The 20,293-nt window shown below is 46.3% G+C and carries 18 protein-coding genes and 2 pseudogenes; 9 read left to right on the forward strand and 11 right to left on the reverse strand.

Annotation, left to right across the window (positions count from 1 at the left end; all coding sequences use genetic code 11):
- Positions 1-161 precede the first annotated feature (161 nt).
- The gene (locus tag OC443_RS25225; RefSeq protein WP_073584944.1) at positions 162-1,367 is read left to right on the forward strand and encodes a DUF1611 domain-containing protein; all 1,206 of its coding nucleotides are present in this window, start codon (positions 162-164) and stop codon (positions 1,365-1,367) included.
- Positions 1,364-2,428: an alanine/ornithine racemase family PLP-dependent enzyme gene (locus OC443_RS25230; protein WP_073584946.1), complete on the forward strand. Its 1,065-nt coding sequence runs from the start codon at positions 1,364-1,366 to the stop codon at positions 2,426-2,428. Before OC443_RS25225 ends, OC443_RS25230 begins: the two co-directional genes overlap by 4 nt.
- Before the next feature lie 22 nt (positions 2,429-2,450).
- Here OC443_RS25230 and OC443_RS25235 read toward each other — a convergent pair whose 3' ends face one another.
- The 4 genes and pseudogenes from OC443_RS25235 to OC443_RS25250 form a co-directional block, all read right to left on the reverse strand.
- Complete coding sequence (locus OC443_RS25235) at positions 2,451-3,224, reverse strand: helix-turn-helix domain-containing protein (protein ID WP_073584948.1); 774 nt, start codon at positions 3,222-3,224, stop codon at positions 2,451-2,453.
- Between the two features lie 96 nt (positions 3,225-3,320).
- Positions 3,321-3,791, reverse strand: a complete 471-nt coding sequence (locus OC443_RS25240) for a carboxymuconolactone decarboxylase family protein (RefSeq protein WP_234976428.1) — start codon at positions 3,789-3,791, stop codon at positions 3,321-3,323.
- Positions 3,792-3,868: 77 nt separating this feature from the next.
- Positions 3,869-4,927 (reverse strand): hypothetical protein, encoded by a 1,059-nt coding sequence (locus OC443_RS25245; RefSeq protein WP_073584952.1) that lies wholly within the window; start codon positions 4,925-4,927, stop codon positions 3,869-3,871.
- A gap of 463 nt (positions 4,928-5,390) precedes the next feature.
- Positions 5,391-5,552 (reverse strand): annotated as a pseudogene (locus tag OC443_RS25250) (MFS transporter); the annotation flags it as partial.
- A 198-nt stretch (positions 5,553-5,750) separates the two neighbouring features.
- On the opposite strand from OC443_RS25250, the pseudogene OC443_RS25255 reads away from it, so the two are divergent.
- A pseudogene (locus OC443_RS25255) lies at positions 5,751-5,870 on the forward strand (IS630 family transposase); the annotation flags it as partial.
- A 98-nt stretch (positions 5,871-5,968) separates the two neighbouring features.
- On the opposite strand, the gene OC443_RS25260 reads toward OC443_RS25255, so the two are convergent.
- The 3 genes from OC443_RS25260 to OC443_RS25270 all read right to left on the reverse strand — a co-directional run bounded on the left by OC443_RS25260 (position 5,969) and on the right by OC443_RS25270 (position 9,966).
- Positions 5,969-7,462: an MAC/perforin domain-containing protein gene (locus OC443_RS25260; protein WP_083601699.1), complete on the reverse strand. Its 1,494-nt coding sequence runs from the start codon at positions 7,460-7,462 to the stop codon at positions 5,969-5,971.
- An 822-nt stretch (positions 7,463-8,284) separates the two neighbouring features.
- Positions 8,285-8,500: a DUF6434 domain-containing protein gene (locus OC443_RS25265; RefSeq protein ID WP_073584958.1), complete on the reverse strand. Its 216-nt coding sequence runs from the start codon at positions 8,498-8,500 to the stop codon at positions 8,285-8,287.
- Positions 8,501-8,763: 263 nt separating this feature from the next.
- Positions 8,764-9,966, reverse strand: coding sequence for an MFS transporter (locus tag OC443_RS25270; RefSeq protein WP_073584960.1), 1,203 nt, complete (start codon positions 9,964-9,966; stop codon positions 8,764-8,766).
- A gap of 128 nt (positions 9,967-10,094) precedes the next feature.
- Between OC443_RS25270 and soxR the strand changes: the two genes are divergently transcribed.
- On the forward strand, positions 10,095-10,538 hold the full coding sequence (gene soxR / locus OC443_RS25275; RefSeq protein ID WP_073584988.1) for a redox-sensitive transcriptional activator SoxR: 444 nt from the start codon (positions 10,095-10,097) through the stop codon (positions 10,536-10,538).
- Between the two features lie 154 nt (positions 10,539-10,692).
- Here the strand turns inward: soxR and OC443_RS25280 are convergent, their stop codons facing one another.
- Positions 10,693-11,907: a CobW family GTP-binding protein gene (locus OC443_RS25280; protein ID WP_306345647.1), complete on the reverse strand. Its 1,215-nt coding sequence runs from the start codon at positions 11,905-11,907 to the stop codon at positions 10,693-10,695.
- Positions 11,908-12,132: 225 nt separating this feature from the next.
- A complete protein-coding gene (locus OC443_RS25285; protein WP_159440353.1) occupies positions 12,133-12,771 on the reverse strand; it encodes an LON peptidase substrate-binding domain-containing protein in 639 nt (212 codons plus the stop codon).
- A 421-nt stretch (positions 12,772-13,192) separates the two neighbouring features.
- Here OC443_RS25285 and OC443_RS25290 point away from each other — a divergent pair, with 421 nt between their 5' ends.
- From OC443_RS25290 to OC443_RS25310, 5 genes are read left to right on the forward strand one after another with little or no spacing between them, the layout of a single operon-like run.
- Positions 13,193-14,581, forward strand: a complete 1,389-nt coding sequence (locus OC443_RS25290; protein WP_073584964.1) for a cytochrome ubiquinol oxidase subunit I — start codon at positions 13,193-13,195, stop codon at positions 14,579-14,581.
- A 10-nt stretch (positions 14,582-14,591) separates the two neighbouring features.
- On the forward strand, positions 14,592-15,590 hold the full coding sequence (gene cydB, locus OC443_RS25295) for a cytochrome d ubiquinol oxidase subunit II (RefSeq protein WP_073584966.1): 999 nt from the start codon (positions 14,592-14,594) through the stop codon (positions 15,588-15,590).
- Positions 15,590-15,694: a DUF2474 family protein gene (locus OC443_RS25300; protein ID WP_073584968.1), complete on the forward strand. Its 105-nt coding sequence runs from the start codon at positions 15,590-15,592 to the stop codon at positions 15,692-15,694. Before cydB ends, OC443_RS25300 begins: the two co-directional genes overlap by 1 nt.
- A 1-nt stretch (position 15,695) precedes the next feature.
- Positions 15,696-16,466 (forward strand): SDR family NAD(P)-dependent oxidoreductase, encoded by a 771-nt coding sequence (locus tag OC443_RS25305; protein ID WP_083601700.1) that lies wholly within the window; start codon positions 15,696-15,698, stop codon positions 16,464-16,466.
- A complete protein-coding gene (locus tag OC443_RS25310; RefSeq protein ID WP_073584970.1) occupies positions 16,463-17,998 on the forward strand; it encodes a cryptochrome/photolyase family protein in 1,536 nt (511 codons plus the stop codon). The genes OC443_RS25305 and OC443_RS25310 overlap by 4 nt, the downstream gene beginning before the upstream one ends.
- Positions 17,999-18,027: 29 nt before the next feature.
- Here OC443_RS25310 and OC443_RS25315 read toward each other — a convergent pair whose 3' ends face one another.
- On the reverse strand, positions 18,028-19,068 hold the full coding sequence (locus tag OC443_RS25315) for a methionine synthase (RefSeq protein ID WP_073584972.1): 1,041 nt from the start codon (positions 19,066-19,068) through the stop codon (positions 18,028-18,030).
- 28 nt (positions 19,069-19,096) lie between these two features.
- Complete coding sequence (locus OC443_RS25320; protein WP_200796959.1) at positions 19,097-20,074, reverse strand: DUF1852 domain-containing protein; 978 nt, start codon at positions 20,072-20,074, stop codon at positions 19,097-19,099.
- Positions 20,075-20,293: the final 219 nt, after the last annotated feature.

Genomic DNA, 20,293 nt, shown 5'->3' on the forward strand with positions numbered 1-20,293 from the left:
TGTTTTACTCAAAGTCAAATTAATAATTAGCAATAAAAGTTTAATAAGTATGTTACCTTAGTGTCTCTCCCTACCGCTTAGTAGGGGCTTCTTTTCTTTTCCGAACTCACAACTCGGCACTTCTTAGTCGCCCTCCTAGGCCTTCATACAAGGCTTTAATTATGTCAATTTCAACAAGAAATTTAAAAAACATTTTCAAACTCACCAGAGTTCAAGATACCGAAATCTACGAAGAACCTGCTCACCCTTCACCCTGGGTGCCACTATCTGAGAGACTGAATCCGGTCATCCCCTCTGCGGTTATATATTGCGAAGGCAGTTTCGGTAAGATTGATGGTAAAACTGCTAATGGACTAGTGAGGCACTCACTAAGCTATCGCATTCAATCGGTGATTGATAATGAATGTGCTGGTTTAGATGCCGGAGAAGTACTCGATAACAAAGCAAATGGAATACCTATCGTTGCCAATATCGAAGAAGCTCTCATTGATGCGGAAAGTATTCCCGATTATTTTATTTTTGGTATTGCGCCAACAAGCGGGGTTTTGTCTGACCCGGATAAAAACATTATCTTAGATGCGATGGCACGGGGAATGAATATCGTAAACGGTTTACATGAATTTCTAACTGATGACCCTCTATTTGTAGAATCCAGCTTAAAAAATAACGTTCAAATCATTGATACCCGCAAGCACAAAAATAAACGCGATCTAAAAACCTTTAGTGGGCAAATACACAAAGTAACATGCCCGAGAATTGCCGTGATGGGAACGGATTGCGCGTTAGGAAAACGGACAACTGCAACCATTCTGACCAATGAATTGACTAAAAGAGGTCTCAATGTCGTTCTGATCGCCACTGGACAAACGGGTATTATACAGGGAGCGAAGTACGGCGTTGCACTTGATGCGGTTCCTTCTCAATTTTGTGCCGGTGAGTTGGAATCGGTCATTGTACAGGCCTATGAAAAAGAAAATCCGGATATAATTATTATTGAAGGGCAAGGCGCTTTAAGCCACCCTGCATTTTCTACCAGCGCTTTTATTTTACGTGGTAGTTGCCCAACCGGGGTGATATTACAACATGCCCCTAAGCGCTTACATCGCAGTGACTTTCCTGATTACCCAATGCCTTCGGTTACTTCTGAGATAAACCTTATCGAAACATTTTCGGATACCAGTGTTATTGGACTGACACTCAATCATGAAGACATGTCTTTGGATGAAACACGCCATGCTATAGACAGGTACACGACGGAACTGGGTATACCCGTGACGGATGCTTTATCACAACCTGTTGAACAATTGATTCAAATTGTAACATCAGCTTTGCCTCAAATATCCGGTAACCTGGTGACAAAAAGTTGAAGTATCCAAGGTTAGACATCGATTGTATTAAAATCCATCATAATGCTCAGTTTCTTATTACTCAGCTCTCTTTGAAAAACATCTCAGTAACGCCTGTGACAAAAGTCTTTCTGGGACATCCTATCATTGCCCGGTATCTTCTCGATGCTGGCGCAACGATGTTAGCCGATTCACGAATCGAAAACTTCCAAAAGATGACGGAGGCTGGTATTTCTGTTTCAAAGATTCTGATACGCACTCCCATGTTAAGTCAAATTTCAAGTGTATTGAAACATTGTGATTTGAGCTTCAATACTGAAGTTCAGGTGGTACAAAGACTCTCCGACATCGCCAGGCAACAAAATATTAATCACGATATTATTATTCTGGTTGAATTGGGAGACTTAAGGGAAGGCATTATGCCGAATCGCGTTATTGATTTTGTCCGTGACATTATTTCTTTACCAAACATCACGATAAAAGGAATTGGTGCAAATTTAGCCTGTCGGTATGGTATCGCTCCTGATCATCAAAATATGAACGTTCTTTCTGATCTCGCGGATGAAATTGAAGCGACATTTGGGATCAGCCTGGAGATTATTTCAGGAGGCAATTCAGCCTCTATTCATTGGGCGCTTAATCATACCGCACGCACCCGAATCAACAACCTTCGTATAGGGGAAGCAATATTTCTGGGCTGTGAGCCTTTAGAGCATGAGAATATTAAAGGTTTACATACAGATGCGGTTTCTTTGACCGCTGAAGTGATTGAATCCAATATTAAACCTACTCTGCCCTGGGGAATTCGAGGGTTCAATGCCTTTGGTGAAAAAGAAAGCCTTCAGGACAGAGGGCTGGTCTCACAAGCTATTCTGGCATTAGGTCGTCAGGATGTTTGTGTCAGCGGACTAAAGGCTCCAAAAGGGCTCAGGATAGTGTCATCAACCAGCGATCACCTCATCCTCGAAACCTCAGGCAGGCCGCTATTTGTAGGGGAAACCGTCACATTCAGTCTGGATTACACGGCGCTCTTATCTTCTATGTCTTCTCGTTATATCTATAAATATTTTAAGGCACTATAGAAAGATTGAATGTGGTCTGTTCTTACTCATTATCTGTGCTGATCAGTAACTTCAAATACTGCTTCGGCGTGATGCCGGTAAAAGTCCGGCATTCACGAATCAGATGGGCCTGATCAGAAAAACCGAATTCAACCGCTGTACCGGCAAAATCTTTATGTGGATTGTTCTTTAAATCAGTCAACACTGAACGAACCCGTCTTAAACGCTGGAAATATTTTGGTGTCATTCCGATTCTTCGCTGAAACTGACGTTCTAACTGGCGCTGACTGAGGGGTAAATGTTCCATCTGTCGTACATTCGGGGCATGTTCCAGTATCTGAACGGCCCGGCAGAAAATAGCCGGATGATGAATATCGTCATGAAGATGGAACATCAGAGTCCGGGTTATTTTCTCAATCCGGCTGAGCAGGTTTGTATCATCGCTGAGCTGGTGAATTAACCCACGAAAATGCTCAGATAAAGCCTGCTCATCCAGCGTCGAATGCTCAACAAACTGAGATAAAAAGCACTCCCCCATACCGGGATGAAAACGAATGCCGGAGAGATTGGTTCCCGGCGGTAAAAAAATACAATGTGCCTTCTTTTGCGTTGGCTGAAAGAATAACGGCTCACTCAGCACCTGATTGTCAACACGTATTTCCGGCCCGGAATTCATCATCAGGCCACTACCGGCATCGGCAAACAGCCTGCGGGTCAGACCAGACGGTACCTGCCCGGTTTTTGCAGACCAAATCGCCTGAACCCAGGGTGATAAACGCCCCTGCGGGAAGCGGATTTCAAATTGCAAAGACGCCATATATCACCACATCAGTATTAAACTGTGTCTGAGAATAAAGATACTTATATACCCAAGCAACCTGAAGATGCAGGTTGGGGTATAAACAGAAAGCACCTAAGAGCTAACCTGTCGCCAACTGCCAATTTCCGGCAAAAAAACCTTCACAACTCTATTCCAGCCTGAAATGGCATTCACCGCAAGAGTTAAATACGTCAGACCCGTTTCACCAAATGTCGCGACCAAAGCCTGATAATTGTTCTGATCAATACTCTGTCCTGTCACAAGCTGCTCTGTAAACCGTAGTGCCTGCTGCTCAGATTCCGTAAAAAGCGGCGAGTCCCGCCATGCATTTAAAGCGATCATACGCTGGCTGGATTCCCCGGCCTCAGCTGCCTGAGTACTGTGCATTTCAAGACAAAAAGCACAGTGATTGATCTGCGAGACCCGCAGCTTTACCAACTCCCATAACGTTATTCCTAATTCAGGGATCGCTTCAAATTGTGCTTTAAGTATTGATTCCTGTTCCAGCAAGAGATCGAATGCCCGGGGGGCCGACAGGTAGTAATTTGCGCGTTGAGACATCATGTTGTTCCTTATGAGTTGAAAACAACATCGTAAAAAGAAGCCCGGCTGAAAAATTGAAGAAATCCGACATGGTTTCACTAAACTTTTAATTTCCTGCCATGGATATAACCCACCTGAAGCGCTGAATCCCCGCCTCCAACCGGGCCCCGGTTCTGTTGTGATTTTATATTCCATTGACCTTCCTGATCCCTGACTAATACGGTTGTTGTTATATGCTCTGTCGGAGATTTCGAAGCTTCAGGTTCTTGATTATACTCATCCCAGTCATACGTATCGATGATGTTATTATCTGATTGAAACTCTTCCCATTGCGCTTCATGGCTTCCCGGACTGGGATAATGCCAGACGGAGAGCTCAGTGTCAGACTTCTTCTTAACAGCAATAGAGCAACCATTCATACCCGCGGTAAAAGCAACCTTGATATCTGATGCTTCATCACCTGATGGAATATCCACTTTAGTCTCTGCTGATACATGATCGGGATTCGATTCATATGGAATCAGAGCAGCTTTAATCACTGAATCATAAGGTTGAGATTTTTTTCTGTGGGCAGCCTTAATCGCATCTTTGAGAGGAATTTTTGTTTCACCATCAGGTCCTGTTATCTGAGCATCATCTGAAAGGGCTGGTGGAATCGCCTCTAAAAAGGGAGTCACTATGTATTGTTCTCTGGAACCAAACAGGCCTATTTTTCTCCGGGCTAATGTAAACATATTGATTTTAGTATGTTTCATTGCCTCACTATAAAGACTAACAAGATATTCATTCGCCTTGGTTCGAATCGTTTTCTTAGATGTCAGATCTGCGCCCGCAGATGGATTTTTCGATCTTATATCTTGTTGTACCTTCTTTTGTCTTTCAGCAATTTTATCAATGTCAGCCTTGTTCAAATCATATGACTCGATAATACCATTTCCAAAATTGACCAGGACCTGATTCTTTTCCATAAATGCTGAAGGATCCTGATTAAATTCAGACTCAGCAACTCTTTGGATGATCCCTCCCGTATGATTTAAAGTTCCAAAAGGCGTTTTTCTTTCCGCCATAACCTTCGGTTGATGACCTGCAAACTCAACACTTTGATTCATGTCCTTTTGCTTTAGATACTTTTCAGATTTGTTTTTTTGTTCATACATGTTCAAGCCTTTCATTCTGCAGTGAATACGACAGAGCTGCTTCGACTGTCTTTCACAACCATTTTTAACAACCCAATCAACGAACAAGGACCTGATAACATTGACCCCGGCAATTATCAGGCTACGGATAGAGATGGTAAAATTTCCATCGCCTCAATTAAAAGACGGAAAAAGCACAGCATTGTGATTATTAATTGAGCATCACCTGTATACCCAAGCAACCTGAAGATGCATGATTCAGGTTGCTTGGGTATAGATCATGGGAGTTGGCACCCAATTCTCCCGCCAGACGATACTGTCAACACTGTAAAAAGGCAGCTTTAAATGTTCAGAAAACTGCCGGGCATTCGTTGTTTTGCCAGTGCCGGCGCTTTATGCAGACTTATCATGATCAGAACAGCCACCACCATGACCCCGACAACCAGAAAACAGACAAGCTCATCCCGATCACTGTGATGGCTGCAATCCCCGTCGCACCAATCATCACCGACTGAAGTGAGCCGAAGCCTAAGGTGGTCACCTGCATAATGATTTCCTGCTTGCCGGAAATTGACGCATATTCGTGTTGATCAAAGTACTCCTGAGTAAACGCATTATTGGTTGTCCATGCCAGATTCGCGGCAGTCCCGGTTTTTTTATTGAATTCCATACTTATATTTCCAGTCAGATTGAACTGGTGCTACGTTAATACCTCAGGTTAACCTGAGGTAAAGCCTTTTTTATTGAATTTGATAAAAGTGCAGACAGGCTGATCTGGCGGCAAGAGAATAAATACGAAAATAAAACTTAGATGTTTGAGGGGTGAATGCCTGTTCTTCCAATTGTTGAGAAACTTTCTCACGCCTTACATGTAACCGTGAACCTGAATCATCAGCGTAAAACAATGTGGCAATTATTACAGCGGGTGCGTTATTTCCTGGTTAACGTTTCACCATTTCCCGGCGGGGGGATAAGTGTTTTCCCATATGTGTTAGAGGTTAGAATGTGCCAGATACGGTTACCTGGCACTATTTTAGTAGGGTGGTTCAAAATACTTGAGTACTAAGCCATCTGCGAGTAGCAGACATAAATGTAATTTCCATGCGCACCCTGATTTAAATCCTGATCTACTTTCGTAAAGTCATATGGAGCTTCCAGATCACTATTACTCCCACTTATCACCATCACATCCTTGATTGCTAGCGAATCGGTGTATTCTTGTTTTCGGTAACAAAGATATATATATTCCCCGCCAGCTCCCTTATTCAAATCAACATCGATCTTTTTGAAGCCAGCTGGTACAGGTGCCCCTTTGCCTCGTATTGTCGTGATATCTGTAATACAGTCTGGGTTCTGACTGTCAAGTTCTGAAGTAAGTTCATGTTTATGGTAGCAAAGGTAAATCCATTCACCGCCCGCTCCCTTATTTAAATCAAGAGGTATTTTTGTATAACCCGGAGGCGGTTGAATGGTAGATCTGTCCCCGTAGATCACTTTCAAGCTGTCAATATATGCGGCAAGAATTTGACGCTTCTTCGACTCGGCTGGCCCCCACACCTGCTCAAAGAAGTCCTGCATGTCTTGTTTTTGTTGATTGTCTCGGCATAACTCCCAAATTCCAGTGAATGGAGCGTTATCAGTAATATTGACAAAATCCGGAGAGGTCGCCACAGTCGCTGCCCAAGCATCAAAATCGATTTTATTTCCAGAAAACACCTTACTAGCTGCCACTCCATTGCCACCTTGAACAAAGGTATTAGTCTCAGAGTTCTTTTGAAAGCTGTGTAAAGAATTTTCATATTTAAGCTTCGACTCGGCAGATAGCTGCCCAGTAAGGCTCTGATAGTACACTTTCGCGAGTGTTTCATTTGAAAAGCTCTCATCTACACTGACTTTGTTCGTGGAAGAGGAGGAAATTGCACGTCCACCCATAATCGCTCCTGACAGGAAGTGACTTCCGTATGTATCAAAAAGTTTCGCGAAGGCTACTTTGTCAGACGCTTCATCGATTGATTTGCGAACGTGATCAAGAAGCAGATTACGAAGCGAATTATAATCCGGATTCACCTTAAGCGACCACAGTTCAATAGATTGCTGAACGCGTGAGAATTCATTCTCTGCTTCTCTCGTACTTTGTGAACGAAAATCGTTCTGGATAGATCCTGAAAAGAGATTATAAGCACCTTCAATCTTTGCTGAAGCAGAAACACTAGCTTGATACTTGGTGATATTACTACCTACAAAGTTATGATAAGAAGCAGTATCGTGCTGCTGAACATCAAGACTCTCTGGTATCACGCAGTCCTTCTTAAACATAACAGGTTTCTTTTTATCCTTACGCCAGTCAAACAACTGGGTTTTGATGCTATCAGTTGACGCGTATTTACCAAAAATGTCATAACCCGCACCAATAGCTTCGACCCCAATAAGGTAATCTTCTGTCAGCTCTTGACCAAAACGTAGTAATTGCAGTTCACTATTCTTCTGAATGTTAGGGGTTATATGTCCAATCTTTAGAGCTACTTCTCTAGCTTCATCAACAATAGATATAGTCATTGTTTCTCCTTACATGTAAATATAATAAAAACAGATCATATAAATTTTTATTCATATGTAGTTGGAATGTTAGTACCCGCAAGGACATGTCACTGGGGCATTTCAAGATACTTAAAAGGGACAGACACCACCAAAACAGCGACTGTCTTCCTTCACTATATTTCTGTTCCAACCTTCACGACTGGAAACACCTTCAGACTATATACTCACGAACGAATAAAATATTACATGTGCATTTTTTAGATGAAGCATTGGATAAGGACTGGCGCAGGGGGAGTACATTCGGTAAGTTCTCAGGTGTCCGGCGCAGTAATGGATTCACCTCGCCTGACATCACTGACCCGGGTAACACATCCTCTCAGAACACTAGGGACACACTCTTTAATACGATGGTGTCGGTGACGACGCAATCCCGGTGAACTACCTCGTACTTCTCCTCACCTAAAGTTCATTTCAATCCACTAACTCTGGACACTGACGACTCGAGACACTCACTCAAGTCATCCATGACCACACCGCGCGCTCAACAAGTCAATCTCAATCTCAGACCGTATGACCACTGTGCGTCTCGTTGTGTGCGTCGGTCATATCTATGTGGGGAGGATGCTGTCTCAGGGAAGTCGTTTGAACATCGGAGGGGCCGGTTGGGACAACGGTTCTTGAAACTGTCAACTATCTATTGTATCAATATTTGTGCCTATGCGGTGATGTCGAATCACTAAATAACCGGGACAGGCACCAGACCTGCCCATTAGAAAATTTTCTCCTGTGGGCAGGGATTTCTGAAGCATGTGCTCCGGATATTTTTAAATTGCCCGCAATTTACTTTGAGTGCTGACGATTCATCCACTCCCGCGAAGCGTCACCCATTGTTAAACCAACTGAACTTTTCATCCATTGCATAAAATCCCGATCAAATTTAAATTCCTCACCAAATTTAGCTTTAAAATAGCGGCGAACATTCTGAGTTGTCTTGTAACTATCAGTAATTATTGTACTGTCATCGATATGATTTTTATGCCAATCAACCTTTTCCATGATTTGATTTCTCCATGTTTGCAGAACATTTTATGAGCGCGCATGCGCGTTGACTTCCACCAGACCAGTAAAAAAACTCACACCGATCACTGATGTTGTTGCAGTCAATTTATCAGTTTTTTATCAACTATCCTATGCGGAAGACACATGCCCGTTTTTCAAACCATCTCTAACCGATAAAACATAAGCCATTGATAATAAAATTTAATAGCAGACATGGGGATAAACACGCAACATATCTGATCCGGATTGCATTCAGAGTTCTAAACCCTGTTCACCGCAAGTGCCGGCGCTTTATGCAGACGCATCATCATAAAGACAGCTGCAACCATCACACCCGCTGCCAGAAAGAATCCCAGATGCGTGATTCCGTAGTGGCTTAAAAATGCAATCGCGACGTAACTGATACTCTGCGCCAGACACGAAAACATTTGCAGCCCGCCATCTGCCCGCCCGCGCTGATTAATGTTGATGCTGTGATGCATCCAGTTGATCCGGGCAATACGGTTTAATGCGTTAAACGTGCCAAAGAAAAATGTGAAGATCAGCAATTGCAGGGGTGATGCAGACAAACTCATCCCGATCACTGTGATGGCTGCAATCCCCATCGCGCCAATCATCACCGACTGAAATGAGCCGAGGTTTAATAACCTGCTGATCAGAAATCCGGTGACTAACGATCCCATGCCAAAGGCAATGTTATAACCAGCAAACCAACCGCCTGAGATGCCGGTTTCTGAAAACCAAACCGGGACTAATTTAGCAAGGAAGGTTAAGACCGGATAACTCAATGTGGAGAGCATCAGAAATGCATAAAACTGCGGTTGTTGAGTCAATATCTCCCGGCTCTCTTTCATTTGTGTCACAAAAGGAACCGAAGCAGAGTCGGACAACTGGCGCCGGTAAGGGGTGAACACATAACTGATGGTGGCAATGCCGGATGCAATCGCAGCGAAGCAGGAAAACTCCCTTATACCCCACATTTCAAGTAACGCCACACCGAATGCGCCGGAACCTAAGGTGGTCACCTGCATAATGATCTCCTGTTTGCCGGAGATTGACGCGTATTCGTGTTGCTCAAAATGCTCCTGAGTAAACGCATTATTGGTTGTCCATGCCAGATTCGCGGATGTCCAGAACACCAGCTGTGCGGTTGCCAGCAACCAGTCAGACTGATATCCGGCCCAATACACCACGGCAACGGCTGCGGCAGCCCCGGTTTGCAGAAACTGAACCCAGACCAGAATTTGTTTTCTCGAACAACGGTCAATCAGGGTTGAAAAAAACGGTGTCAGGATAAAAGAGAGTGCCGTGCATGTGAAAGCAACCATTGCGACAAAAGTGCCCATACCGGGCGTGGACAGCATCGCCCAGGGCAGCGCCATCATAAATAGCCCTGAAGATATGCCATCAAAAAACTGCCCTGACAGATAGGCACTTGTCCCGGTTTTTTTATTGAATTCCATAGTTTTATTTCCAGTCAGATTGAACTGGTGCTACGTTAATACCTCAGGTTAACCTGAGGTAAAGCCTTTTTATTGAATTTGATAAAAGACAGGCAGAAGGAAAAGTGCAGACAGGCGGAGAACGTGATATGGAAATGACAGTCGGTGAAGTGGCCCAGAGAGCGGGTGTGAAGGTTTCAACCTTGCATTTTTATGAGCAGAAAGGGCTGATTTACAGCTGGCGTAATCAGGGCAACCAACGTCGCTATCACCGGAATGTGTTGCGCAGAATCGCGGTGATTAAAGCGGCGCAGATGGTTGGGCTGACTTTAGAAGAAATCGCAGCGGCATTATCAGAGCTACCAAAACATCAGGCTCCCAGCCGCCAGCAATGGTCGCATATGGCGTCCAGCTGGAGTGCGATGCTTGAGCACCGGATTCAACAGTTGAAAGCGTTGCAACATGATCTGGGCGGATGCATCGGCTGCGGCTGTCTGTCGATGGACTCATGCGCAATTTACAATCCTCAGGATATTCGTGCAGAAACATTTGCTGATAAAACCCGGTTGATTGCACCGGAGGAGTGGGAATGAGTGCCTGCCCCCAATGTCGTTCCCCAATCGACCTGAGTCTGCATCATTCATGGTTTCAACACCATGAATGATAGGGTTCATTTTACTTCATACCGTCACTTAAAGCATGACGTCAAACCGCTCTGTCAAACCGTCATATCAGATGAAGTCGTGATTAATTCACCTTAGCCACATTCTGAGGCCACGGGTCTGAAAACGATCCGCCGTTCTCCCAGTGAGCCAGCTCTTCATCAGTTAAGAAGCAACGATTGAGGGCTTCGACAAACGTCTCAACTTCCTCATTTTGACCAATCACAGTCAGCCGGCAGCGGCGGTCGCCAAAACGGCTGTCCACCTGATCAATTTTATCCTGAAGCAACTGCCGCTGTTCCGGGGTGAAATGCTGTGACTCATCCTGAATCACCGAGGCGCGCCAAAACCCAACGACTTCAAGACCAACATTGCCATTGGCCTGACTCCAAAGCAGTGAGAGTTCATCCCGGGTGGGAAACCAAAAAAAACCTTTACTCCGGAACACACCCTGAGTCAGATGTTGATGACACACTTGCCACAAACGTGTGGGGTGAAAGGGGCGATCATCTTCAATCACCTGCGCCACAATCTTTTGATTCGGTTTACCAGACAGCGTCAGCGGTGCGTTGACCTGATCTCTCAGCTCCCCGATGAGTTGTTCGACCAGAAAGAAATTATAGTCTTCAATGTCACGAATCTGGTCCAGTTCGATATTTCCCCAGGAGATGCTGATAACCGGCGCATAAGGATTAAGCGGGTGAATCGCCTGCGCGATATGTTGCACAGCTTCGGCATCCAGCTGATCCGTTTTATTCAGCAAGATACGATTGGAAAACATGATCTGCTCCGCCAGAAGATTTTCAACTCCCCGGCGTTGTTGTTGTAAATTCTCCTGCCATTTGGGAATCAGTTGTCTCCCCAGATCATAGTCATCTCTCAGCCAGGTGGAATCGACCAGAGTGATCACGCCGGTCAGAGACAATGACGGCTGCTGCTTGAAATATTCGATCAAAGGCAAGGGATGACTGCTGCCTGATGTTTCAATGAAAATCCAGGGTGGATGCGCTTTATCCAGCAAAGCCTGAAGCGCACGATCCAGTTCTGCAATACCATCGGGCGTACTGATACTATCCCCACTCATGATGACAAAATTGCGATCGTTGTCATCCACCTCATGACTATTTCTCACCAGTACCCCATCAACATCCAGATCGCTCATATCATTCACGATCACTGCGGGTACACAACCCGCATTTTGTGCCTGAGCCAAAATGCTGCGCATAACCGTGGTCTTCCCTGCTCCCAAAAAGCCATGTAACAGTGTGACTGGAATTGTGGCTATCAAACCTGCCCCCAAATAATCAATACGAAAATCAAACTCAGGTGTGACACTATACGCATCCTCCTTCTGTCGGACAAATACATCATCAGACACGGTACAGGACTTGTCATCTGCAAATCTGAAACTTTCATTGTGAATGTTTCAGATTTGAGCTTTGATTTCACTGGCTGGATTAAAATGACTTTTTGGATCTGCGTTGGGGTGCCTGTCCCCGCAATTTCTCTTGATTTACCGGACAAATTACGCCTCACACAAACCGGCAAGAAACTGATTCAGCTGCAACAAATTCAACTGGCGGACGAACTTTTCTTTCTCATGGAGCGGGACGGGCAGAATTTCTAACAAACGGGCACTCACCCATTCAGCATGGTCAAAATGATGTATCTTATATAAGTTTCTCAGTTCGTCGTTCTCTGCAAATATCTGCTTGAGAATCCGTGAAAACTGTGACTGATAACCTTCATTTTCAACCCATTGATCACTATCCGGGTCAGAAGCGTCGCGGACAGAAGACCAATGCGGTATTTTGCTGGTTTCCGCCATTAATAAGCCACTGTCGCCATATTCAAAACCGTCCAGAGAAACCAGGCTGTCAGCCAGAACATCAATGGTTAACATACCATCTTCACCCTGATTAAAATCAACGATTCTGACATGTGAACCCCAGTCTGAAGTGGAAAAAGGCTGGCCTTTTTGATAAACCGAGATGACAAATCCATCAGTTTGATTCGCATTGGCAACCATCTCAACGTATTTTTGCTCAAATATCCGCAACCGTTGCATTCCCCCGGCCAACAAAAATACCGGCAGGGGAAAAACCGGTGAAACTGCGGCCTGTTGTTCAATGGCCCGTTCGTCTTTTTCCATGATTCGTGTCATCTTTCTTCCACCCTCTGCCATGCCATTTAACCCAAATCATATACCCAAGCAACCTGAAGATGCATGATTCAGCGTGCAGCCGAAAGGGGCAGTTCAAGGAAAGGGAATGCAGGAATGTACCCACATTTCAAATTCACTTGACGCAGAAATGTGCCTTTCAGCTCACGCCCTGCGGGTGAGTTTGTCAGGCTCTGATACGGTGTTACTGATTTTCAACGTAGAATGACTATGTCTTCAAATCAGTGCCTTGTCTCAGAGCCAGACAAATCTCACTGAAACCTGCATCTTCAGGTTGTTTGGGTATATAACGTCATCGTGAGAGAAATCGATCATCTTTTCCGGCATTTATTTTCTTCCATCCAATGATCCGTTCGCTGCTTCAACCCGTACTGTAAGCAGAATCGTTTTGAAAGGAGTGATGATGGACACATTAGCAATCGATCTGGCACGTTTTCAGTTCGCTTTTACTGTTTCGTTCCACATTATTTTCCCTGCTTTCACTATTGGGCTGGCATCCTATCTAGCGGTGCTGGAAGGGTTATGGCTGAAAACCGGACAGGAAAAATATATCCAGCTGTACAAATACTGGATGAAAATATTTGCGATCAGCTTTGGGATGGGCGTGGTCAGCGGTATTGTGCTCAGTTATCAGTTCGGCACCAACTGGAGTGTCTTCGCAGATAAAACCGGACCGATCCTCGGGCCGCTGATGGGCTATGAAGTTTTCACTGCTTTCTTCCTCGAAGCTGGTTTTCTCGGTGTAATGCTGTTCGGCATGGAAAAAGTCGGCAGGAAACTTCATTTTGCTTCAACCTGTATTGTTGCCTTTGGTACTTTTCTATCCGCGTTCTGGATTCTTTCCGTCAATAGCTGGATGCAAACCCCCGCTGGATATGGCATCAATGAAGCCGGGCAATTTGTGCCGCTGGACTGGCTGGCGATTATATTCAATCCTTCATTTCCGTACCGGCTGGTTCACATGCTGCTGGCTGCTTATTTAACCACTGCATTCGTTGTGGCGGCAGTAGGTGCTTACCATCTGTTAAAAGCCCCTCACAACCCACTGGCAAAAACCATGTTTTCGATGGCCATGTGGATGGCGGCGATTGTCACGCCGCTGCAAATTCTCGCCGGAGATATGCATGGCTTGAATACGCTGGCGCATCAACCGGCAAAAGTCGCTGCAATGGAAGGCCATTTCGAATCCCGTCAGGGCGCACCATTAATCCTGTTTGGTATTCCGGATGAAGACGCGCAGGAAATGAAATATCAGATCGCCATCCCCAAACTTGGCAGCCTGATTCTGACTCATGACCTGAATGGTACGGTTCAGGGGCTGGATCAGTTTCCACCAGCAGACCATCCACCGGTTTCAATCGTTTTCTGGAGCTTTCGGGTCATGGTGGGAATTGGCTTCGGGATGCTGATGATTGGCCTGTTCAGCTTATGGCTGCGCAAAAAACGGCGTTTGTATGATTCCCCACGCTTTCAGCGCTTGTGTGTGCTGTTCGGGCCCTCAGGATTTATTGCCGTGTTAGCCGGGTGGATCACCACGGAAGTGGGCCGGCAGCCGTTCACCGTCTATGGTCTGCTGCGAACAACCGAGTCCGCATCCCCTGTTGATGCGGCTGCGGTAGGAGCATCGTTGACCGCTTTCGTCATTGTTTACCTGTTCGTGTTTGGTGCCGGATTCTTTTATCTGATCAGGCTGATGCGTAAATCGCCGACCCGCTATGAAACACCGCCGGATAACCATCTGCCGGATGGTTCTGACGTCCCACCCGCATCGCATCCAAACCGGCTGACCTAAGGAGACATTCATGGACATTGCATTGATTTGGTATGGCATCATCGGGCTGGCAGTCTTGATTTACGTGGTGCTTGATGGCTTCGATTTAGGCATTGGTATTCTGTTTCCCTCTGCCTCCGGGGAAACCGAGCGGGACATGATGATGAACAGCATCGCCCCGGTATGGGACGGCAATGAAACCTGGCTGGTGCTGGGCGGCGGTGGCTTGTTTGCTGTATTCCCGCTGGCTTATGCAGTCGTCGCTCCGGCATTGTATGCACCCTTGATCATCATGCTGCTCGGGCTGGTGCTCAGAGGGGTTTCGTTTGAATACCGGTTTAAAACCAGAAAAGGAAAATTCATCTGGGATGCCGCTTTTTTCACCGGTTCTCTGCTCGCCACCGTGATGCAGGGCATCATGTTAGGCGCTCTGCTTCAGGGCATCGACATCGAAGGACGGGCCTATTCAGGCGGATGGTTTGACTGGCTGACCCCATTTACCTTGCTCTGTGGGTTGAGTACAACCTGTGCGTATACGTTGCTCGGAGGCTGCTGGCTGATGATGAAGTTACCCAAAGAAATGGCTGCCCGTTATGAAATGGTGTCTAAACGCTGGGGAGCGGGGATGGTACTCTGTATCGCACTGATCAGCCTGTGGCTGCCTGTGACAAACGACATGATTTACAACCGCTGGCTGAACCTGCCTGACACGCTGATTTACCTGTCTGTCCCGGTTGGGGCCATCCTGATCATCTGGCGACTGTTCAAAGCATTGCAGGAACACCGGGGATTCCATGCTTATCTGTATGGTATCGGATTATTTCTGATCTCTGCGGCAGGATTTGCCATCAGCACTTATCCTTACATTATCCCTTACTCTCTCACTTACACGCAGGCCGCTGCACCGGAAAACAGCCTGATGTTCCTGCTGGCAGGAACCGTCGTTCTGCTGCCGACGATTATCGGCTACAGCGCCTACGCTTACTGGGTCTTCAGGGGAAGACTCAAACATGGGGAGGGTTATCACTAATGCGCACTCAAATCAAACAGTGGCTTTGGCTGATTGCTCTCTGGATTGGCAGCGTGGCTGCCCTGTCGGCATTCGCCTGGCTAATCAGGCTGGTTATCGGCTGATATGATGACATATAAAAACCGTACAGATATGAACAGTTTATTTAAAAACATAGCATATAAAAACATTGTCATCACTGGCAGCTCCGGCGCGATTGGAAGTGCGTTTATCAGGCAGGTCGCTGCGGTTTATCCCGATGCCACCATTCATGCTTTTTCCCGGCAGGAAACCGCCCCGGAGCTTGCCTGTGTAAAGACTCATCAGATTGACTATATTGATGAGAGCAGCATTGAAGCTGCGGCGCAGGTCGCCACACAAGATGCACCGGTGGATTTGATGCTGGTCGCGACAGGTCTGTTGCATTGTGAAAACCTGCTGCCTGAAAAATCACTGAAAGAGATGACCGCTGCAAAGCTGAACGCTGTTTTTGAGGCGAATACGATTGTACCCGCTCTGTTTGCAAAACATTTTCTGCCGTGTATGAACAGGAAAGAACGCTCAGTGTTTGCCGTCCTTTCTGCGCGTGTCGGCAGTATTTCTGATAACCGGCTGGGCGGCTGGTATGCCTACCGGGCTTCAAAAGCCGCATTAAATATGATCATTAAAAATGCCGCGATTGAGACCGGCAGGCTGAATAAACAGGCAATTGTCGCCGGGCTTCATCCCGGCACGGTGGACAGCCATTTATCGCAGCCCTTTCAGGGCAATGTTCCTGAAAGCCAGTTATTTACCCCCGCCGATTCAGCCCGGTATCTGCTGGCCGTCATCAATCATCTGACACCCGCTCAAAGCGGTCGCTGTTTTGCGTGGGATGGAAAGGAAATTCAGCCTTGAACACATTACGTCTTATTTTCGCCGATCAGTTATCTGAGTCCGTCTCCAGCCTTGAAGGATGCAACCACGCTGACGATATCATTCTGATGTGTGAAGTCCGTGAGGAAGCCACTCATGTGAAACATCATCAGAAGAAGATTGCTTTTCTTTTTTCAGCCATGCGACATTTTGCGCAGTCTCTTTCCGGACAGGGCTACCGGGTCATCTATGTCAGGCTGGATGATCCAGACAACACCGGCAGTTTTCGTGGTGAAGTCAAACGCTGTGCCGCAAAATACAATCCGGCGCAAATTGTGCTCACTCACCCCGGAGAATACCGGGTGTTGCAGGAAGTCCGGACCTGGTCATCAGTACTGGGAATTCCGGTGGAAATTCGCCCGGATCAGCGGTTTTTATGCACGCCGGAAGCATTTGCACACTGGGCTGGCCGCCGCAAACAGCTGCGAATGGAATACTTTTACCGCGAAATGCGCCAGCAATACGACATTTTAATGGCTGATGGTGCGCCGGTTGGCGGCAAATGGAATTATGATGCAGACAATCGGAAGCCGCCCAAAACCGGCTTGCAAATCCCGGCGAACAGCACCTTTCCACCCGATGAAATCACCACAGAAGTGATGCAGCTTGTCTCTCAGCATTTTTCATCTCACTTTGGCCGGCTGGAACCTTTCTGTTTCGCGGTGACCCGCAAACAGGCACTGACTGTATTAGAGCAATTTATTCAACAGCGGCTGGTTTGCTTCGGCGATTATCAGGACGCGATGCTCGAAGGTGAACCCTGGATGTTCCATTCACATCTCAGTTTTTACCTCAACGTGGGTTTGTTGTTACCGCTGGAATGTGTCAAAGCCGCAGAAGACGCTTACACGCAGGGAAAAGCACCCTTGAATGCCGTGGAAGGATTTATCCGTCAGATTATCGGCTGGCGGGAATACGTCAGAGGCATCTACTGGCTCAATATGCCTGAGTATGCCAGTCTCAATTACTTTGAAGCGAGCCGTGATTTACCTGATTTCTACTGGCATGGAGACACAAAAATGAACTGCCTGCGTCAGTGTATACAGGAAACCAGCAACAATGCCTATGCCCATCATATTCAGCGCCTGATGGTGCTCGGCAACTTTGCTCTGCTCACCGGCATTGACCCGAAGCAGGTCAATGAGTGGTTTTTAGCCGTTTATGCCGATGCGTTTGAATGGGTCGAACTGCCCAATGTGTCTGGCATGATCCTGTTTGCCGATGGCGGCTATCTGGCAAGTAAACCCTACGCCGCCGGTGGCAGCTACATTCATAAAATGTCTGACTATTGCAAAAACTGCCGGTATCAAGTAACCCGTAAATCGGGCCCGGATGCCTGCCCGTTTCACTATTTATACTGGGATTTTCTGGCCAGAAACCGGGATAAACTCAGCACTAATCCCCGTCTGGGAATGATGTACAGCACCTATCACCGGATGAATGACGACAAGAAAGCTGCCATTCGGGAAGAGAGTGCACTGTTTTTGCTCAGTCTTGAACATCATCGTGATTGATGATGCTCAAAAATATGCATCTGAATGAATCAACCTGACGACCGGCTCAACAGTTCGTTTCTGACAATCTCAGCACCAGCACTTAATGCATTGAGCTTGGCGCTTGCCACCTCCCGGGGTAAAGGCGCCATACCGCAGTTGGTACAGGGATAGAGCTTGTCGGCATCGACATACTGCAGGGCTTTTCGCAGAGTTTCGGCCACTTCCTCCGGAGTCTCGATGGTATGGGTTGCGACATCAATCGCCCCGACCATGACTTTCTTGCCCCGGATGAGTTCCAGCAGCTCCATTGGCACCCGGGAGTTATGGCATTCGAGTGAAATGATATCGATTCCCGACTGTTGCAGTTTCGGAAACACGGCTTCATATTGCCGCCACTCGGAACCTAAAGTCTTTTTCCAGTCGGTATTGGCTTTAATGCCGTAGCCGTAGCAAATATGCACCGCAGTTTCGCATTTCAGCCCTTCAATGGCTCTTTCTAAAGTGGCAATTCCCCAATCGTTGACTTCATCAAAAAACACATTAAATGCAGGCTCATCAAACTGGATAATATCCACACCGGCCGCTTCCAGTTCTCTGGCTTCCTGATTCAGAATGCCGGCAAATTCCCAGGCAAGTTTTTCACGGCTTTGATAATGGGCATCATAGAGGGTGTCGATCATCGTCATCGGGCCGGGCAACGCCCATTTAATCGGTTGTTTGGTTTGCTGACGTAAAAATTTTGCATCTTCAACAAAAACCGGCTTCTGGCGACTGACAGCACCCACCACTGTCGGTACGCTAGCATCGTAGCGGTCACGGATTTTAACCGTCTGGCGATTCTCAAAATCAACCCCACTGAGGTGTTCAATAAACGTGGTGACAAAATGCTGGCGGGTCTGCTCGCCATCACTGACGATATCAATCCCGGCCAGTTGCTGCTCGTGTAACGCCACCCGCAAAGCATCTTGTTTACCGGCCAGCAATTCCTCATCCTGCAGTTTCCAGGGCGACCAAAGTGTCTCCGGTTGTGCAAGCCAGGATGGTTTGGGCAAACTGCCCGCAGTTGAAGTGGGTAATAATGTTTTCATATTCAATGCATTGCCTTTATATGAGTGATTAAACGTAACTGGCAGACCACTGCTCAAGAATCGTTTGGTAAGGTTTGATGAAATGCTCCAGCGTATATTTGCCCTGTTCAACCGCCAGCTGGCTCCGCTCCTGCCGATCATACTCAATCTGGGTTAAAGAATGATCCTGATGCTTTAAATTGGGCTGGTAACATTTTCCTGCGACCGAGTTGGCATTATAAATTTCCGGCCGGTAAATCTTCTGGAAGGTTTCCATCGTGCTGATAGTGCTAATCAGCTCAAGGCTGGTGTAATCATTGAGCAGATCACCCACAAAGTAGAAAGCCAAAGGTGCAACACTATCCGGCGGCATAAAATAGCGCACCTGAAGCCCCATTTTTCCGAAGTATTTCTCTGTCAGGGAAGATTCATTGGGCTGGTATTCAACCCCCAGAATCGGGTGCTGATTTTCAGTCCGGAGATAAGTTTTGTTCTCCGAAACACTCAGGCAGATGACCGGCGGTTTCGCAAAATTCTGTTTATAATCTTCTGAATTGACGAAATATTTGAATAGCTTGCCATGCAGGTCACCAAAATCTTCCGGGACACTGAATTGCGGCTGGTCTTTATTGTGATCCAGCAGCAATACACTGAAATCATAATCCCGCACATAAGAGGAAAAATTATTCCCGACAATCCCTTCAATCCGTTGGCCGGTTTTGTGATCAATCATATGGGTTTTTAATATTTCAATCGTCGGGAAAGTCTGCCCGTTGTCCTCAATATCGATATCAACAGAAATGATTTCCAGTTCAACAGAATAACGATCGCCTGTCGGGTTATCCCAATGTGCCAACGCATTAAAGCGATTATCAATCATATTTAAAGCGTCCCGCAAATTCTCACGGCGTCTTTCCCCTCTCGCTAAATTCGCAAAATTGGTGGTGATCCGCGTATTGTCTGAAGGATGATAATTCTCATCGAAACAGAGGCTGTTAATCGTCAATGTAAAATCTTTATTCTTCATTATCTGGTATTCCATTTTCTGAGATAAACCCTGAACCTATTTCTGGCTCTTCCCTGCCCCCTGACTTAATTTTATAGCTCTCAATGCCTTTGTTGATTTGCATCAAAAAATACAGTCAAGCCTGACGATATCATTCAGGGTTACGTCAATAACCAAGAGCGTAGACTTGTTTATACTTGAATCCCCTCATGAGTAAAAATTCATTTCACTCACATGAAA

The organism is Vibrio quintilis (assembly GCF_024529975.1).
Lineage (GTDB): Bacteria > Pseudomonadota > Gammaproteobacteria > Enterobacterales > Vibrionaceae > Vibrio > Vibrio quintilis.

Coding starts and splice junctions, on each gene's coding strand:
- soxR (WP_073584988.1), top strand. CDS start 10,095: ATGGAAATGACAGTCGGTGAAGTGGCCCAGAGAGCGGGTGTGAAGGTT.
- OC443_RS25245 (WP_073584952.1), bottom strand. CDS start 4,927: ATGTATGAACAAAAAAACAAATCTGAAAAGTATCTAAAGCAAAAGGAC.
- OC443_RS25235 (WP_073584948.1), bottom strand. CDS start 3,224: ATGGCGTCTTTGCAATTTGAAATCCGCTTCCCGCAGGGGCGTTTATCA.
- OC443_RS25300 (WP_073584968.1), top strand. CDS start 15,590: ATGCGCACTCAAATCAAACAGTGGCTTTGGCTGATTGCTCTCTGGATT.
- OC443_RS25305 (WP_083601700.1), top strand. CDS start 15,696: ATGATGACATATAAAAACCGTACAGATATGAACAGTTTATTTAAAAAC.
- OC443_RS25320 (WP_200796959.1), bottom strand. CDS start 20,074: ATGAAGAATAAAGATTTTACATTGACGATTAACAGCCTCTGTTTCGAT.
- cydB (WP_073584966.1), top strand. CDS start 14,592: ATGGACATTGCATTGATTTGGTATGGCATCATCGGGCTGGCAGTCTTG.
- OC443_RS25265 (WP_073584958.1), bottom strand. CDS start 8,500: ATGGAAAAGGTTGATTGGCATAAAAATCATATCGATGACAGTACAATA.
- OC443_RS25315 (WP_073584972.1), bottom strand. CDS start 19,068: ATGAAAACATTATTACCCACTTCAACTGCGGGCAGTTTGCCCAAACCA.
- OC443_RS25270 (WP_073584960.1), bottom strand. CDS start 9,966: ATGGAATTCAATAAAAAAACCGGGACAAGTGCCTATCTGTCAGGGCAG.
- OC443_RS25260 (WP_083601699.1), bottom strand. CDS start 7,462: ATGACTATATCTATTGTTGATGAAGCTAGAGAAGTAGCTCTAAAGATT.
- OC443_RS25225 (WP_073584944.1), top strand. CDS start 162: ATGTCAATTTCAACAAGAAATTTAAAAAACATTTTCAAACTCACCAGA.
- OC443_RS25285 (WP_159440353.1), bottom strand. CDS start 12,771: ATGACACGAATCATGGAAAAAGACGAACGGGCCATTGAACAACAGGCC.
- OC443_RS25290 (WP_073584964.1), top strand. CDS start 13,193: ATGGACACATTAGCAATCGATCTGGCACGTTTTCAGTTCGCTTTTACT.
- OC443_RS25240 (WP_234976428.1), bottom strand. CDS start 3,791: ATGATGTCTCAACGCGCAAATTACTACCTGTCGGCCCCCCGGGCATTC.